Source organism: Luteitalea pratensis (assembly GCF_001618865.1).
GTDB classification, from domain to species: domain Bacteria; phylum Acidobacteriota; class Vicinamibacteria; order Vicinamibacterales; family Vicinamibacteraceae; genus Luteitalea; species Luteitalea pratensis.
In genome coordinates this window covers 1-17,237 of record NZ_CP015136.1, presented here as the reverse complement: position 1 = coordinate 17,237, position 17,237 = coordinate 1, and the positions used below count along the sequence as shown (strand labels likewise).

At 65.3% G+C, this 17,237-nt stretch carries 10 protein-coding genes; 4 read left to right on the top strand and 6 right to left on the bottom strand.

Features of this window, described 5'->3' with window-relative positions:
- Positions 1 to 63: 63 nt before the first annotated feature.
- Entirely contained in the window at positions 64 to 1,722 is a 1,659-nt protein-coding gene (locus tag LuPra_RS00050) for a DUF885 domain-containing protein (RefSeq protein WP_110168869.1), read from the bottom strand.
- A 107-nt stretch (positions 1,723 to 1,829) separates the two neighbouring features.
- Between LuPra_RS00050 and rsmI the strand changes: the two genes are divergently transcribed.
- The 3 genes from rsmI (at position 1,830) to glmS (ending at position 5,995) form a co-directional block, all read left to right on the top strand.
- Complete coding sequence (rsmI, locus tag LuPra_RS00045; RefSeq protein ID WP_234800648.1) at positions 1,830 to 2,666, top strand: 16S rRNA (cytidine(1402)-2'-O)-methyltransferase; 837 nt, start codon at positions 1,830 to 1,832, stop codon at positions 2,664 to 2,666.
- Positions 2,663 to 4,051 carry a bifunctional UDP-N-acetylglucosamine diphosphorylase/glucosamine-1-phosphate N-acetyltransferase GlmU gene (glmU, locus tag LuPra_RS00040; protein WP_157898558.1) on the top strand — a complete coding sequence of 463 codons (1,389 nt, stop codon included), beginning with the start codon at positions 2,663 to 2,665 and terminating at the stop codon, positions 4,049 to 4,051. The genes rsmI and glmU overlap by 4 nt, the downstream gene beginning before the upstream one ends.
- A gap of 99 nt (positions 4,052 to 4,150) precedes the next feature.
- Positions 4,151 to 5,995: a glutamine--fructose-6-phosphate transaminase (isomerizing) gene (gene glmS, locus LuPra_RS00035; protein WP_110168866.1), complete on the top strand. Its 1,845-nt coding sequence runs from the start codon at positions 4,151 to 4,153 to the stop codon at positions 5,993 to 5,995.
- A gap of 188 nt (positions 5,996 to 6,183) precedes the next feature.
- Here glmS and LuPra_RS00030 read toward each other — a convergent pair whose 3' ends face one another.
- Positions 6,184 to 6,570 (bottom strand): four helix bundle protein, encoded by a 387-nt coding sequence (locus tag LuPra_RS00030; protein WP_157898557.1) that lies wholly within the window; start codon positions 6,568 to 6,570, stop codon positions 6,184 to 6,186.
- Between the two features lie 163 nt (positions 6,571 to 6,733).
- Here LuPra_RS00030 and LuPra_RS00025 point away from each other — a divergent pair, with 163 nt between their 5' ends.
- The gene (locus LuPra_RS00025) at positions 6,734 to 9,067 is read left to right on the top strand and encodes an ATP-dependent helicase (RefSeq protein WP_234800647.1); all 2,334 of its coding nucleotides are present in this window, start codon (positions 6,734 to 6,736) and stop codon (positions 9,065 to 9,067) included.
- A 103-nt stretch (positions 9,068 to 9,170) separates the two neighbouring features.
- On the opposite strand, the gene gyrA is transcribed toward LuPra_RS00025, so the two are convergent.
- From gyrA to dnaA, 4 genes are all read right to left on the bottom strand, one after another.
- The gene (gene gyrA, locus LuPra_RS00020; protein WP_110168863.1) at positions 9,171 to 11,771 is read right to left on the bottom strand and encodes a DNA gyrase subunit A; all 2,601 of its coding nucleotides are present in this window, start codon (positions 11,769 to 11,771) and stop codon (positions 9,171 to 9,173) included.
- A gap of 52 nt (positions 11,772 to 11,823) precedes the next feature.
- Positions 11,824 to 14,355, bottom strand: a complete 2,532-nt coding sequence (gene gyrB, locus LuPra_RS00015) for a DNA topoisomerase (ATP-hydrolyzing) subunit B (protein WP_234800646.1) — start codon at positions 14,353 to 14,355, stop codon at positions 11,824 to 11,826.
- 146 nt (positions 14,356 to 14,501) lie between these two features.
- Positions 14,502 to 15,602, bottom strand: a complete 1,101-nt coding sequence (dnaN, locus tag LuPra_RS00010; RefSeq protein ID WP_110168861.1) for a DNA polymerase III subunit beta — start codon at positions 15,600 to 15,602, stop codon at positions 14,502 to 14,504.
- 291 nt (positions 15,603 to 15,893) lie between these two features.
- Positions 15,894 to 17,237: a chromosomal replication initiator protein DnaA gene (gene dnaA / locus LuPra_RS00005; protein ID WP_110168860.1), complete on the bottom strand. Its 1,344-nt coding sequence runs from the start codon at positions 17,235 to 17,237 to the stop codon at positions 15,894 to 15,896.

Sequence of the window (17,237 nt, the reverse complement as noted above, 5' to 3'; positions counted from 1 at the left end):
GTGGTGACTCTCGATCTTAGGGCCGGACTGTCCGGGTCCGGCCGATCGCGACGCAGTCGTGGCTCAGGCGAGCACGACCCCGTCGTTGGCCTCCCCGAGCATCTGTTGCCGAAGTACGCCAAACGGCAACAGGCCGAGGCCCAGGAACTCGTCGTGGAAGCGACGCAGGTCGAATCCAGCCCCCTGGTGGGCCTCGACGTCCTTGCGCAGCTTGAGCAGCATCAGCTTGCCGAGCGCGTAGATCACGTAGCCCGGATCGAATGCGCCACGCTCGGCTTCACGCCTCGCGCTCGCTTCTTCGAGCATCGCTTCCTCGCGGAAGAAGCGGACGCCCTGCTCCACTGACAGGTCTTCCGCGTGCAGTCGCAGTCCCACGACCAGCCGGCAGAGCCGCACCAGGGACTCGGCAAGTTGTCCGAGTTCGATGACCGGGTCCTTCTTGGCAAAGCCCTGCTCCACGACCATGTGCTCGGCGTAGTGCGCCCAGCCTTCGAGCACCGAAACCGGTGCGACGACCATCGCCTTGCGCCACGGTGAGGCCACCTTGCGCAGGTGCTCGAAATGCAGGAAGTGGCCCGGCAGCGCCTCGTGCATCGAGATCGACCAGAGCACGGCATCGTTCATGTCGCGCAGGTGCTCTTCCTGCCGTTCCTGCGGCCAGTTCGCGTCAGCGTCGGTGATGTAGTAGTACGAGCGCTGCGCGCGCGCCTCGAGCGGGCCGGGGGCCCACAGGCTTGCAAACGTCCAGCGATAAAACGGCGGCGTCGGCGCGATCACCAGGGCATCCGCGTCGGGGACGGTGACGATGCCCGAGTCGCGAAGGAAGGTGTAGAGCGAGGCGCACTGCTCACGCACGCGCGTGACGAGCCCGCCGGGGGCCACGTGCTCGGCCTTCACCTTCGCCCATACCTGATCGGCAGGACCCTTCCCCACCTTGCTGGCGACGGCCGCGAACCGTTCGCGCGTGGCCGAGAGTTCGCGCTCGGCGATGCGCAGGAGCATGTCGGTATCGAGGGTGACGCCGTCCTCGAGCTTGAGCTTGTGCTCGATCTTGTCCTTGCCGATGCGGAACGTGGCCTTGGCCTTCGGGGCCTGCTCTTCCTCCAGGTCGCGCACGTAGCGTTCGATCGCCGTCTTCGCCACGGTCGAGGCGTCGTCCAGATCGGCGAGCAGCGAGAGATCGTCGACCTCGCGCAGCGCCCGCGGCAGGTCACGATTCAGGAAGCTGACCACGCCGCGGAGGGTCTCGGTCGCGGTCTTGATGAAGATGCCCGCCGGTTCGCGAACGTTGGTGCGGGCAGCATCGAGCACGCCCGTGACCTGGCGGAGCTTCGAGAGCAGGCGCCGCGCCCGCTCGGCTGCGGGCGCGTACGTGAAGATCGCCTGCGAGGCGAGACTCGTCGCCAGCGTGTCGGCGTAGAGCTGGGGGTCGCGCTCCCAGGTACGGATGACTTCGAGTTCGTGCAGGCGGGCCTGGGCATTGGCCATCAGCGCCGAATGATCGGCACGCTCGGCCGGCACTGCCTCCGAGGACATGGAGGCAAGCCGCCGCGCAAAGCCGTTCAGGTCGCGGATCTGGCGGTCGATGGAGGCCCGGCTGAAGTCTTCGATCAGGTCGTCGTGGACATGGACGCCATCGAAGGTGGCCGCCGTCGGTTGCACCTCATGGCGCCAGGCCAGGTAGTCAGCCGCAAAATGCGGGAGGGTCTCAGCAGATCGCATGCGCTCGCACGGGACTAAGAAGGTGGCCGGAGGGCCGCCGTGGCCCAATCTCCCAATGTACAATACCTTCCGTGCTCCCCCGGCCGGCGCCCGGACGTTTGTACGTCGTGGCGACCCCCATCGGCAACCTGGAGGACATCACCGTGCGCGCGCTGCGGGTACTGCGCGAGGCGCGAGTGATTGCCGCCGAGGATACCCGCCGCACCGCCAAGTTGCTCGCGCACGCGGGCATCAAGACGCCGATGGTCAGCCTGCACGCGCACAACGAAACAGCGCGCCTGCCAGCGATGCTCGACCGATTGCGTGCCGGCGAGGCCGTCGCCGTCGTGACCGATGCAGGCACTCCCCTGCTGTCCGACCCCGGCGACCAATTGATTCGCGCCGCCCTCGACGAGGGCATCGTGGTCGAACCCATCCCGGGGGCCAGCGCGGTGCTCGCGGCACTGACGATGAGCGGCGTACCTTCCAGCCAGTTCACGTTTTTAGGGTTTCCACCCGTAAAACAGGGTCCGCGCCGGCGCTGGTGTGAAGAGGCCGCGTCCTACCACCATCCCGTCGTCTTTTTCGAGGCGCCGCACCGGATCCGCCAGACCCTGGAGATGCTCAGGGACGTCGCCGGAGCTGGCCGGCGAGTCGCCGTCTGCCGGGAGATCACTAAGCGCCACGAGGAACTGATCCGGGCAACCCTCGCCGATGTTGTCTCCCACCCGTCGATCGCCGAACCGGTGGGCGAATTCACGTGCGTCCTGGAGGTAGCCGAACCAAAGGATGGCGAGATTCCTGCGGAAGAAGGCGACCTCGTCAGCGAATTCGACCGAATAACCGAAAATGGGACATTCGAGCGCCGTGCGGCGATGAGCGAAGTCGCACGCCGGTTCCACGTTCGTACGCGAGACGTTTTCGACGCCCTGGAGCGCCGCAAGTCCAGCGTAGTCCAATCGTGACCCCTTCCCCGCTGCACGTTGTCGTTCTCGCCGGTGGGCGTGGTGTACGGATGGGCACGACGCGGCCCAAGGTGCTGCTGCCCCTGGCGGGCATACCCCTGCTCGATTGGGTGTTCAGATCGGTCGCCGCAGTCGAGCCAGACCTGACCACCGTTGTTCTAGGTTATTCAGCAGAAAACGTGGCGACGGTGTTGGGCACGCGTGACGTCCGGGTGTTGACAAAGACTCCAGTGCTCGGTCCCGTCCATGCCTTGACGGCGCTGCTGGAAGACCGCGCCTCGGGAGAGGACGGCACCGTCCTCGTGTTCCCTGCCGACGTCCCGATGCTCGGGCCGGAGACCCTCAAGGCGCTCGTGGCTCACCGGACCGGGACCAACGCCGCCCTGACCATGGTGGCCGCGAGTGCCGAACGCCCCTATGGCCTGATGCGGGTGCTCAGGAACGAAGCGGGCGACGTCGTCGGCCTGGCTTGCGAAAAGGACGCGTCGCGCCAGCAGCGCGCCATCCGCGAGTGCACCAGTGGCGTCTTTGCCTGCACCCCCGCCGCCCTGCGCGAGGGCCTGGCGACCTTTTCCTGGGACAACGTCGAGCGCGAGCGCACCCTGAGCGAACTGGTCGCCGCGCTGCGCCGCCTGGGCCACGACGTCGACACGATTACCGCCCGCGTGCCGCACGAGATCCGCGGCATCAACAGCCAGACGGAACTGGCCGAGGCCAGCGCCATGATGCGACAAGCCAAGTGCGAGGAACTGATGTCGGCCGGGGTCACCATCATCGATCCGGCCACGACCTACGTCGGCCCGGACGTGGAGGTCGGACACGACACCGTGCTCCATCCGAACGTGTACCTCGAAGGCCGCACGAAGATCGGCGCAGCCTGCGAGATCCACGCCGGCTGCCGGTTGGTGGATGCCACGCTGGACGACCACGTCGTGGTCCTCAACTACTGCGTGGTCACCGACTCGCACGTGCATGCCTACGCCCAATTGGGGCCGTTCGCGCACATCCGCCCCGGCAGCGATGTCGGCGAGGACGCACGTGTCGGCAACTACGTCGAGCTCAAGAAGACCAGGCTCGGACGGAAGTCGAAGGCCAGCCACCTCACATATCTGGGCGACGCGACGATTGGTGAGGATGTGAACGTGGGGGCGGGCGTCATCACCTGCAACTACGACGGCACCCACAAGCACCCGACGGTGATCGGTGATGGCGCGTTCATCGGCAGCGATTCGCAACTGGTGGCGCCGGTGTCGATCGGCCGGGGTGCGTTTGTCGCCGCCGGTTCCTCCATCACGCAGGACGTCCCGGACGAAAGCCTCGGCATCGCGAGAAGCCGTCAGCTGAACAAGGACGGCTGGGCCAAACGACGACGGACGGGGGAGTAGGGCATCGGCCTTCGGCATTCGGCCTTGGGCTTTCGGGGCGGCTCACCAGCTTAAGTCGGTAGGGCCGGCTCTCTGAGTTGCCCGCCAAGGATCAACCACATGTGCGGGATCATCGGCTACGTCGGTCATCAGGAAGTCGTCCCGGTGGTGCTCGAGGGACTCCGCCGGCTCGAGTATCGCGGCTACGACTCGGCTGGCATCGCCGTCGTCGGTCCTGAGGGCATCGACGTGCGACGCAGCGCGGGCAAGCTGGCCAATCTCGAAGCCGTGCTTCGTGAGCGGCCACTGGCCGGGGCGTACGGCATCGGTCACACGCGTTGGGCCACCCACGGCCGTCCCACCGAGGAGAATGCCCACCCGCATCGCGACCAGAGCGGCCGCGTCGTGCTCGTGCACAACGGGATCATCGAGAACTACCTCGAGCTGAAGAGGGAACTGCAGGCTCGCGGCATCACCTTCCGCACCGAGACCGACACCGAGGTGGTGGCGCATCTGGTCGGCCTCGAACTGGCGGAGGACGGCCTGCACGCCGCCGTGACCCGAGCGCTGCAGCGGCTACGCGGCCTGTTCGCGCTGGTCGTCGTCTCCTCGGCCGATCCGGGCACGATCGTCGCGGTCCGCAACGGCCCGCCGGTGGTCGTGGGGCTCGGCGAAGGCGAGTACTTCGTCGCGTCGGACATCCCGGCGATCCTCGCGCACACCCGTGACGTCGTCTTCCTCGAGGACGGACAGGTCGCCGTGCTTCGGGCCGACGGCGTGCAGTTCTTCGATGCGGCGGGGCAGTCGATCAGGCGTGATGCGCAGCGCATCACGTGGGACCCGGTGATGGCGGAGAAGGCCGGGTACAAGCACTTCATGCTCAAGGAGATCTTCGAGCAGCCGTGGGCGATCAAGGAGACGCTCGTCGGTCGGCTGTCGATGGAGCACGGCGACGTGCACCTGCCGGAGATCAACATCGACTCGACGACGTTGGCCGGACTGTCGCGCGTGGTGCTGCTGGCGTGCGGCACGTCGTGGCATGCGGCGCTGGTGGGGAAGTTCCTCATCGAGCAACTGGCGCGCGTGCCGGTGGAAGTGGACTACGGCTCGGAGTACCGCTACCGGCAGCCGATCGTCTCCGCCGCCGATCTCGTGGTCGTGATCACGCAGTCGGGCGAGACGGCCGACACCCTTGCCGCCCTCCGCGAGGCCAGACGGCACGGAGCGCGCAGCATCGCCATCTGCAACGTCATCGGCAGCATGGCGACGAGGGAAGCGGAGGGCACCGTACAGACGCACGCCGGGCCGGAGATCGGCGTCGCATCCACCAAGGCCTTCACCACACAGTTGGTGGCCCTGGTGCTGCTCGCGCTACGCATTGCTCGAGCGCGTGGCGCGATGACGCCGGATCAGGTGCGGCCCGTGCTCCAGGCCCTGACCGAGTTGCCGCGCCACGTCGAGCAGGTGTTGTCGTGCGCGCCGTACATCGAGGACATCGCCCGCCGTTTCTACCAGTGCTCCGATTTTCTCTTCCTCGGGCGGGGCATGCATTATCCGATCGCGCTCGAGGGCGCACTGAAGCTGAAGGAAGTGTCGTACATCCACGCCGAGGGATATCCGGCGGGCGAGATGAAGCACGGGCCAATTGCGCTCATCGACGAGCACCTGCCGGTGGTGACACTCGCGCCACGCGATCATGTCTTCGAGAAGATGCTCGGCAATGTCCAGGAAGTGAAGGCGCGGGGCGGATCGGTCATCGCGATCACCGAGGAAGGGGAGCCGCACCTCTGGTCCCTCCTCGATCCCCAGCGCGACGCCCGTCTCGTGTTGCCGCCAGTGCATCCGCTCATGTCACCGATCACGATGACCGTGCCGCTGCAGTTGCTGGCCTATCACGTCGCCGTCCGCCGCGGCTGCGACGTCGATCAGCCGAGGAATCTGGCCAAGAGCGTCACTGTAGAGTAATGGTCGGGATCGGCCTTCGTCAGTCGGCCTTCGGCCTTCGAACAGCCTCACGCCAACGTCACGCCACCAGTGCGTGCCGCCGACGGCCGGCCTTCGTCCATCGGCAGTCGGCCTTCGAAAGCAATTCAGCATAGGTCCTGAATGCGGTCCGCCTTCGATGCGTTCGCGGTGGAACTGTGACCACGCCTCTAGCGCGGACGACGTCTCAACTCGCTTCTCGCTTCCAGGGATAGCGCCAGCGCCGTGAGCATCTGGCTGGTTCGCACGGCGAGGTCTTTCACCTCCGCTCCGTCCTCCGGCGGCCAGAGGGTCAGGTCCGTGGCGAGTTGCGCTTGGGTCTCCAATTCCGCCATCGAACCTGCCGCGATCCTCACATGGCGGGTGTACGCTCGCAGGGAGCCCTGACGGAATCCCTCAGCTAGGTTGGATGGAGCAGACACGCTTGCCCGGCGCATCTGGGCCCCTATCTCGTTACGGTGCGGCCAAGGCAGCCTGCTGGTGGCCGTGTAGACGCGCCGAGCGAGGTCCATGGATGTGCGCCAGACGTCGAGATCTCGGAACGACTTGATGTCCATGGACACGCTTCTTGCATCTCTGCAGCCAGCGGGGACCGAATGTGTAACCACGTATAATTAGAGGTGCTCCGACCTCTGGTCGCGATTTCTGCCATGCGCGGTCTCCCTGGCGTGGCAAGACCTGCACACAGCCAATCCAACGACGCGCGAGTACCAGAGGGTGATGCACGCTCCAGATGATCTTTCGAAGGCCGAAGGCCGAATGACGATGGCCGAGAACGACTTCCTCGCTTCTCTGAATCCCGAGCAACGCGCCGCGGTGCTGCACACCGACGGGCCGTTGCTGATCCTGGCCGGGGCCGGTTCGGGGAAGACGCGCGTCATTGCGTATCGCATTGCCTACCTGATCGGCAGTGCCCTCGCGCAGCCCTTCGAAGTGCTCGCGGTGACCTTCACCAACAAGGCCGCCGAGGAGATGCGTGAGCGTGTCGGCAAGTTGATCGGCGACGATGCGAGGGACGTGTGGATCTCGACGTTCCATTCGCTCTGTGCACGGCTGTTGCGGCGCGAGGCACCGGCTATCGGTTTGTCACGCGACTTCGTCATCTACGACAGCAGCGACCAGGTGAGCGCAGTGAAGCAGGTGATGCGCGAGCTACAGGTCGACGACAAGATCATCCAGCCGCGACAGGTACTCGGGCGCATCAGCCAGGCCAAGAACCGGATGGAGACGCCGGACAAGGTCGGCAACGGTACATATCGGGACGAGCAGATCGCCAGGATCTACGGCGAATACGTCAAGGCCCTCGAACGCGCGAACGCGCTCGACTTCGACGATCTGCTCCTCAAGACCGTGGAGCTGTTCGAGCACGACGGCGTACGCGCCAAGTACCAGCGTCAGTTCCGCTACGTCATGGTCGATGAGTACCAGGACACGAATCGTCCGCAGTACATGCTCATCAAGCATCTCGTCGGCAATCGGCACAACCTCGCCGTCGTCGGCGATCCCGACCAGTCGATCTACAAGTGGCGCGGCGCGGATCTGCGCAACATCCTCGACTTCGAGCACGACTTCCCCGAAGCGGCGACGGTGCGCCTCGAGCGCAACTATCGCTCGACGCAGAACATCCTCGATGCCGCCTCGGCGGTGATTGCCAACAACACGGACCGCAAGGAGAAGCGCCTCTGGACCGAGCAGGGGAGGGGCGACCTGGTCACGTACTTCCGCGGTGAGGACGAACTCGAGGAAGCCTCATTCATCGCCCGCGAACTCCGCAAGGAGATGAGTTCCCGCCACGACGCCACGGTCGCGATTCTCTACCGGCTCAACTCGCAGTCGCGTGCGCTCGAAGACCAGTTGATGCGCGACGGCACACCGTATCGCATCATCGGCGGCGTCCGCTTCTACGAGCGCAAGGAAGTCAAGGACGCCCTCTCGTACCTGAAGCTGATCATCAATCCGCATGACGATGTGAGCTTCAGGCGCGTGGTCAACGTGCCCTCCCGCGGCATCGGCAAGGCGGTGATGGACGCCCTCGAGCGCGACGACGCAGGCGCGCCAGGAGGGAATGCGCCGCCGATGATGGTCGCAGGCCTGTTCGAGGTCACCGCGTCGCAGTCACTGTGGGCGAGGGCGACACACCTGCTCACCTCACGCACGTTGCCCGGGCGCAGCCACAACGCGTTGAAGCAGTTCGTCGAACTGCTCGACGCGCTGATTGCGCTGGCGCGGAACGAGCCGGTGTCGACGCTCATCGGCAAGATGCTCGATCAATCCGGGTACCTGAAGGCGCTTCGCGAGGAGAACACCGAGGAGGCCGAAAGCCGGATCCAGAACCTCGCCGAGTTCGTGTCGACCGCGCGTGAGTACGAGGAGCGCGAGGCGGATGCGTCGATCGGCGGCTTCGTCGATCGTCTGTCGCTGCTCTCGGAGGCCGACGAGTCCTCGGGCTCCAGCAGTGCTCGTGTATGGCTGATGACGATGCATGCGGCCAAGGGCCTGGAGTTCCCGGTGGTGGCGTTGGCAGGGATGGAGGAGGGGCTGTTTCCCCACTCCAGGGCCGGCGAGGATCAGGACCAGATCGAGGAAGAGCGTCGCCTCTGCTACGTGGGGATGACCCGCGCGCAGTCGCGACTGCTGCTCACCAGCGCCGCCAGACGACGGGTGTTCGGCGAGTACCAGTCGACCGAGCCGTCGCGGTTCCTTGACGAAATTCCGAAGGAGTTGGTCCTCGAGACGCCGTCATACACGCGCGCGCGGTCCTTCGCGACGTCCACGTACGGCAACCGGTCTGCGTACGAGTCGCGACCAAATCCGTATGGACGACGTCCAGCGAGGCAAGAGGCGCCGTCACCGACGTACAAATACGAGGAAGAGGATCAGTCGAGCGACGGCGGCCGTCCGAAGCCAGGGCAGAAGGTGCGGCACGCGCAGTTCGGCGTCGGCACGGTACGCGAGGTCGACGGCAAGGGCGAGGACATGAAGCTGACCGTGCATTTTGCCACGGTCGGCACGAAGAAATTGATCGCGAAGTACGCGCGATTGCAGCCCGCATGATCGAGGGGAGACCGTCGACCTGACTTGTCCACCGTAGCCTTGGCGAAGGTGGAAGGTCGACGGCTACGGTCACCCGACACCGAGCGGCGGACGCGTCCGACGCCTACTCGTCTTCGGGCTCGTCCTCGACGGCGCCGTCGTCCTCGGGCTCGTCGAGCGGTTCCTCGACGGCACCGTCGGTCTCCAGCGGCGCAACCACTTCCGACTGGTCAGCGGTGACTTCCGCGATGTCGAGGCGCGCGAGGGCCTCGACGCGGTCGGTTTCGTCGATCCTGATCAGCCGAACACCCTGCGTGTTCCGCCCGATCGCGCGCAGCGGCGCCACCGCCATGCGGATCACCATGCCGTCCTTGGTGATGATCAGGACCTGGTTGTCGTCGTTCACGTGGGTGATGCCGACCACGGGGCCGTTGCGGTCCGACGGCTGGATGTTGCGGATGCCAAGGCCACCGCGACCGGTGATGCGGTACTCGGCAAGAGGCGTGCGCTTGCCGTAGCCGTTGGCGGTGACCGTCAGCATCGCGCCGGTCTCTCCCACCAACTCCATGGCCACGACTTCGTCGCCATCGCGCAGCGAGATCGCCCTGACACCGTATGCCGTCCGGCCCATGGTGCGGACCCGACCTTCGGGGAAGCGGATGGCGACGCCGCCGCGCGTGCCGATGAACACGTGGTCGGTACCGCTCGACAGCGCCACGGCGATGACCTGGTCGTCGTCATCGACGCCCATGGCGATGATGCCGCCAACGCGCGGGTTCGAGTAGGCCTTGAGGTCGGTCTTCTTGATGACGCCCTTGCGCGTGCCCATCACGACGAAGCGCTGGGCTTCCTCGGACGGGAACTCGCGCACGGCGATGACGTCGGCGACGCGTTCGCCGCTGGTCATCTGCACGAGGTTGGCGATCGACTTGCCACGCGCATCGCGCCCGGCGTCCGGAATCTCGTGCACTCGCAGCCAGTAGGCGCGGCCGCGATCGGAATAGACGATCAGGTACGCGTGCGTCGATGCGACGAACAAGTGCTGGACGTAGTCGTCGTCGGGCAGCCGCATGCCGATGGTGCCGGCGCCGCCTCGACCCTGGAACCGGTATTCATCGAGTGACGTGCGTTTGATGTAGCCCTTGTGGCTGACCGTGATCGCCATGTCCTCGTCGGCGATCAGGTCGAGGATGTTGAGGTCGCTCGTGTCGTCGACGATCTCGGTGCGCCGAGCGTCGCCGAAGCGGTCGCGCGCGTCCTTGAGCTCGTTGATCACGATCTCCATCACCAGCCGCTCGCTGCCGAGAATGGTCCGGAGCCGTTCGATCTCCTTCAGAAGCTCGGCGAGTTCGTCGAGGATCTTCTGCCGCTCGAGGCCTGTGAGGCGCTGGAGCTGCATATCGAGGATCGCCTGCGCCTGGATCTGCGACAGGCCGAAGTTCGACATCAGCCCCTCGCGCGCTTCGGCCGGGTTCTTCGCACCCCGAATCAGGGTGATGACGGCGTCGAGGTTGTCGAGCGCGATCCGCAGCCCGTCGAGGATGTGGGCACGGGCCTCGGCCTTGCGCAGTTCGAACTCGGTGCGCCGGCGTACGACGTCGCGGCGGAACTCGACGAATCGCTCGATCAGTTCGAGGATGGGCAGCACGCGCGGGCGGCCGTCGACGATCGCCAGCATGATGATGCCGAACGAGGACTGCAGCGGCGTGTGCTTGTAGAGGTTGTTGAGCACGACGTCCGGCAGTTCGCCGCGCTTGAGCTCGATCACCACCCGCATGCCCTGCCGGTCGGACTCGTCGCGAATGTCGGAGATGCCCTCGAGCGTCTTCTCGCGTACCAGGTCGGCGATGCGTTCGATCAGCTTCGCCTTGTTCACCTGGTAGGGAATCTCGGTGACGATGATCGCCTGGCGGTCGCCACCGCGCCCGAGTGGCTCGACGTCGGTGCGGGCGCGGACGATGACGGTGCCGCGGCCGGTCGAATACGCCGACGCAATGCCGGCACGGCCGACGAGGATGCCGCCCGTCGGGAAGTCGGGTCCGCTGATGTGCTGTGCGAGGCGGCGACGCTTCTCGTCGCGCGTGAGCGGTTGCGGGCGCCCTTCTTCGTCGATCGTGAACGCCTGTTCGGGGTCGGCGATCGCGATGATCCCGTTGACGACCTCGGTGAGGTTGTGGGGCGGGATGTTGGTCGCCATGCCGACCGCGATGCCCGACGATCCGTTTACCAGCAGGTTCGGGATCGGCGTCGGCAGGACCGTCGGCTCGGTCGTCGTCTCGTCGAAGTTCGGGACGAAGTCGACGGTGTCCTTGTCGAGGTCGGCCATCAGCGCTTCGGCGAGCGCTTCGAGCTTGGCTTCCGTGTACCGGTAGGCCGCGGGACGATCGCCGTCGACGCTGCCGAAATTGCCCTGCCCGTCGACGAGCGGGTACCGCATGTTGAAGTCCTGCGCGAGGCGCACGAGGGTGTCGTACGCCGGCGCATCGCCATGCGGATGGTAGTTGCCGATGACCTCACCGACGATCTTGGCGCACTTGCGGTACGGCCGAGACGCGGACAGGCCCATCTGGCGCATCGCGAACAGGACGCGCCGATGCGACGGCTTGAGGCCGTCTCGCACGTCGGGCAGGGCACGCCCGATGATCACGCTCATCGCGTAATCCATGTACGAGCGGCGCATCTCGTCTTCGATGTTGACGGGAATCCGGTTCGATGTGGTCGTCATAAGGGGCAGGGGTGGTACAGAACTGGGCCGCTCGGGCAGCGGCTCCTACTTTCTAGACGTCGAGGTTCTTCACGTCGAGCGCGTTGTCCTCGATGAACTTGCGGCGGGGCTCTACCTGGTCGCCCATCAGCGTCGAGAACATGAGGTCGGCCTCGGCCTGATCCTCGGCACGCACCTGCAGCAGCGTGCGCACTTCCGGCTTCATCGTCGTCTCCCACAACGTGTCCGGGTTCATCTCGCCCAGGCCCTTGTAGCGGTTGATGGCCACGCCCTTGCGGCCGATCTCGAGGAAGTAGCCCACCAGGTCGGACAGCGACTGCACCTCGTGGTCGGCGTCCTTCTTTGCCGGCCGGCGGACGGGTTCTGCCACGGTCTCGATGACGGCAGCAGCCTCGATGGGCTCGGCGGCGGTTTCCTCGGGTTCTTCATGGACCGCGCCGACCTGTGCGATGACCATGCGGCCGTCGATGGCCGAGACGTCCCGGTAACTGTTGAGGAGCGCCCGGAAGTCGGGCGTCTGGGCGAACTCGACGCCGGCGCGCGAGACACGCGGATAGCCGGCGGAGCGGTCGTCGATCTCGAGGAAGAACGCGTTGTGTTCCTCGTCGACGACGACGGAGACCATGCGTTGGTCCCGCGTCAATTCGGCGGCGAGTGCTTCCATCTTCTCGCGGTCGCTGAAGTACTCACGGTCGCGGGCGCCGGCATTGAGCAGCGCGCTGACCACGTCCTGGGGCACGCCGCGCCGCTCGACATGGCGCAGGTTCCGATCGAAGGCAATCATCCTGTGCAGCAGCGCCTCGAGTTCCTCGCCGCTGTATTCGAGGCCGCGATCGAGCAGGCGCAGCACGCGTGAGTCCGTGGCGCGCTTGATCAGGTACGCCTCGAGATCGGCATCGTTCTTGATGTAGACCTCCTGCTTGCCTCGCTTGGCGCGATACAGCGGCGGTTGGGCGATGTAGATGTGCCCGTTGTCGACCAACTCGCGCATCTGGCGGTAGAAGAACGTCAGCAGGAGCGTACGGATGTGCGATCCGTCGACGTCGGCGTCGGTCATGATGATGACGCGGTGGTAGCGGAGCTTGGTGATGTCGAAGCCGTCGCGGTCGGTTTCCTCCCGCTTGCGGCCGATACCCGTGCCGAGCGCCGCGATCATCGTCTTGATCTCGTCGCTGCTCAGCATCTTGTCGAAGCGGGCCTTCTCGACGTTCAGGATCTTGCCCTTGATGGGCAGGATGGCCTGGAAGCGCCGGTCTCGTCCCTGCTTGGCGGACCCGCCTGCGGAGTCGCCTTCGACGATGTAGATCTCGCTCTGGGCGGGATCGCGCTCCTGGCAGTCGGCCAGTTTGCCGGGGAGTGAACTGCCGTCGAGCGCGCCCTTGCGGCGCACCAGGTCGCGCGCCTTGCGGGCTGCCTCGCGAGCCCGTGCAGCGTCGGCGGCCTTCTGGATGATCGACTTGGCGACCCCGGGGTTCTCCTCGAAGAACGCACCCAGTTTCTCGTTGACGATCGTCTCGACGATGCCCTTGACCTCGGTGTTACCGAGCTTGGTCTTGGTCTGGCCTTCGAACTGCGGACTCGGGATCTTGACGCTGATGACGCCGGCCAGGCCCTCGCGGGCGTCATCACCGCTGATGGGCGTGTCCTTCAGGTCCTTCGGAATGTTGGCGCTGGCAATGTAGGCATTGACCGTACGAGTCAGTGCCGCCTTGAACCCGGAAAGGTGAAAGCCGCCCTCGTGGGTGTTGATGTTGTTGGCAAACGTGTACAGGTTCTCGTCGTACGAGTCGTTCCATTGCAGCGCAATCTCGACGTCGATTTCGTTGCGTTCTCCACGCATGTAGATCGGCGCTTCGTGGACCGCGCGCTTGGCGCGGTTCATGAACTGCACATATTCGACGATGCCGCCCCTGTATTCGTAACGTACCGATTTCCCGTCGCCGCGCTCGTCCTCGAGCGTGATGATGATGCCGGCGTTGAGGAACGCGAGTTCGCGCAGGCGGTTGTTCAGCGTGTCGAAGCTGAACGTGGTCGCCTCGAAGATGGTCGTGTCGGGCTTGAAGTGGACCTTCGTGCCGCGCTTCTTCGTGGTGCCGGTCTCCGCGAGCGTTTCCTGCGGAATGCCGCGCGAGTACACCTGCTGGTAGACGTGGCCGTTGCGCCAGATCTCGAGTTCGAGCAACTCCGACAGCGCGTTGACCACAGACACGCCGACCCCGTGCAACCCGCCGGAGACCTTGTAAGCGCTGCCTTCCTGGTTGAACTTGCCACCGGCGTGCAGGACCGTCAGCACGACCTCGGCCGCGGACCTCCCGCTCTCGTGCATGTCCACCGGAATGCCGCGCCCGTCGTCGACGACCGTGATCGAGTCGTCGATGTGGATGATGACGTTGACTTCGGAGCAGTGCCCGGCAAGCGCCTCGTCGACGGAGTTGTCGACGACTTCGTACACCAGGTGGTGCAGTCCGGCTTCACCGGTCGTGCCGATGTACATGCCCGGCCGCTTGCGCACGGCCTCGAGGCCTTCGAGCACCTTGATCGATTCGGCGCCGTAGTCTTCCGCCGTCCCGGTGGCGGTGCGCATGGGGGTGTGGGACTCGGTGTTCGGCGTGGTAATCGGTTCCATCTGGACTCACAAAGGGTCGTTCACCGGGTCTTGCGTACGGCCCCGGCACGAGCGGCGGCCTCGCCCAGGACACAGGCGGGCAGCGGATGCGGCGGCGCGGGCGCCTAGGGCCGCATCGGCATGATCACGTACGTGTAGTCGTACCCGTCGGCACCCACCGGTTTCATGACGGCCTGACTCATCTCGTCGCGGAACGACAGGCTCACCTGTTCGGTCTCCACGGCCGCGAGAAAATCGGTGACGTACTGCGCGTTGAAGCAGATCTGGACGTCGGGTCCGTCGTAGGTGACCAGCAGTTCTTCCTTGGCGTCGCCGAGGTCGGGGCTCTGCGACGTCACCTCGACCTTGCCGCTGCTGATGAGGAAACGCACCGCGCGCGAGCGCTCGTTCGAGAGCAAGGACACGCGTCTGATGGCGCTCGTCAAGCGATCGCGCTCGAACTCGATCGCCTTGTCGTTGTTCTTCGGAATGACGCGCTCGTACGCGGGGAACTGCGCATCAATCATCCGTGAGAAAAGACGCCGGCCACCGACCGTGAAGAAGAGGTGGTTCTCGGCGCGTTCGAACACCACGTCACCGTCGCCTTCGGCAAGCAGGCGACCGAGTTCCTGCATCGTCTTCTTGGGCAACAGCGCCTTGTGCTCGGCTGCGCCGGTCTCGCCTGTCACCGTGACGAGCGCGAGCCGATGCCCATCGGTCGCAACCAGGCTCATGCTGTCCGGCTTGAGCACGAACAGGGCGCCGTTCAGGTAATAGCGCGTGTCCTCGCCGGTGATCGCGAACATGGTCTTCGAGACCATCTGCCTGATGGGGTCGCGGGGCAGCGTCGCCACCATCTCACCGACGACCGGCAACTGCGGGAAGTCGTCGGCCGGGAGCGTCGAGAGGTGCGATTCGAAGCGTTCTGCCGCGACCGTCACGCCCGAGCGGTTCTGCTCGATGCGGATGTCGGTCTCTGGCAGGGCCTTCACGATCTCGAACAGCTTCTTCGCGGGCAGCGTCAGGGTGCCAGGCTTGGCCAGGCTCTGCGCGACGCACGTGCTGCGCAGACCGACATCGAGGTCGGTCGCGATCAGCTCGACCTGGGAGCCATCGGCCCGCATCAGGACGTTGGCGAGCACCGGCATCGTGTTCTTGCGTTCCACGATGCCTTGAAACAACTGCAGCTCGCGAAGCAGATCGTTCTTGCGGACCACCAGTTCCATGCAGCCGATACCTCGTGAACGGGGAGCGGAGCCCTGAGCGACACGCGACGCCCTTAGGAGATGTTTCTCCAAAGGGATCGCAAGAAAAGAAGTATATCAGAGATCAAAGGTCGGTTGAAGCTGTTAAGGCGACCCCTAAATCCTCTTTCACCAATCACTTACCCTGTGGACGCCGGTTGTGGAAAAGCCACCCCGATCCTGTGGGCGCCGGGCCCACCCTCAGGCCTCCACACGGGTTGCACAGGCGTGGGGGCGTACGCCTGTGCAAAACCTCGACGGTGGCAGCGCGCCCTAGCGGAAATTGTCGAGCATGGCGTTGATCTGGCTGTTGAAATCCGCATTCTTCTTCCGGTCCTCCTCCACCTTGCGAATGGAGTGGATGACCGTCGAGTGGTGCTTGCCGAACACCCGACCGATGTCGGGCAGTGACGCCGACGTCAGCGTCTTGCAGAGGTACATCGCCACCTGGCGGGGGGTAACCACCTGGCGCGAGTTGCTGGCGGCCTTCAGCTCGCTGGGGCGCACCCCGTAGTACTCCGCGACGAACTTGACCAGGGCATCCAGCGTGATTGCCTTCTCCTCGCCGCCGATGATGCTGCGCAGCACGTCCTGGGCAAGCGCCAGGGTGATGTCCTTGCCGGTCAGGGAGGCGTAGGCCACCAGGCGAATCAGGGAACCTTCCAGGTCACGAATGTTCGACTTGATCTTCGTGGCGATGAAGAGCGCGACGTTGTCGGGCAGCGGCACGCCATCGGCATCCGACTTCTTCTTGAGAATCGCGATCTTGGTCTCGAGGTCTGGCGGCTGGATGTCGGCGATGAGGCCCCAGTTGAAACGGGAACGGAGGCGTTCCTCGAGTGCCGGAATTTCGTGCGGCGGCCGATCGCTGCTCAGCACGATCTGCTTGCCGGAGTCGTAGAGCGCGTTGAACGTATGGAAGAATTCGTTCTGTGTCGCTTCCTTGCCTGCCAGGAACTGCGCGTCGTCGACGAGCAGCACGTCGACGTTCCGGTACCGTTCACGGAAGTCGATGATCCGTTCGTATCGGATGGCGTTGATCATCTCGTTCATGAAGCGTTCCGACGAGATGTAGGTCAGCGCCGATTGTCGGTGGTGCCGGTCGACGTACTGGCCGATCGCATGCATGAGGTGGGTCTTGCCAAGGCCGACGCCGCCGTACATGAAGAGCGGGTTGTAGGAGCGGCCAGGAGCCTCCGCCACGGCGCGCGCGGCGGCATTGGCAAACTGGTTGGACGGCCCGACGACGAACGTCTCGAACGTGTAGCGGTGGTTCAGCCCGGACGGCCCTTGGGCGAGTGGCGGTGCCGTCGCCGGGTCCTCCGATTGACGGATCAGGAATTCCTCGGCAGGCGAGGGTTCGGAAATTTCGGTGCCGTCGGCCGGCACGAAGGAGACGACCGCGCCCGGCCGGCCGGCCTCGGCCAGTGCCTCGGCAAGGATCGATCCGTAGTGACGCAGCAGCCAATCCCGGACCGTTCCGTCCGGCACCTCGACCATGAGGGTGTCGCCATTCTCGCGGATGAAACGGGTGGGCTTGAACCACGTGAGGAAAGTGTGGCGGTTCAGCTTGGCCTCGACCCGGGCGAGGACGCGTTCCCAGATGTGCTCGCTCAT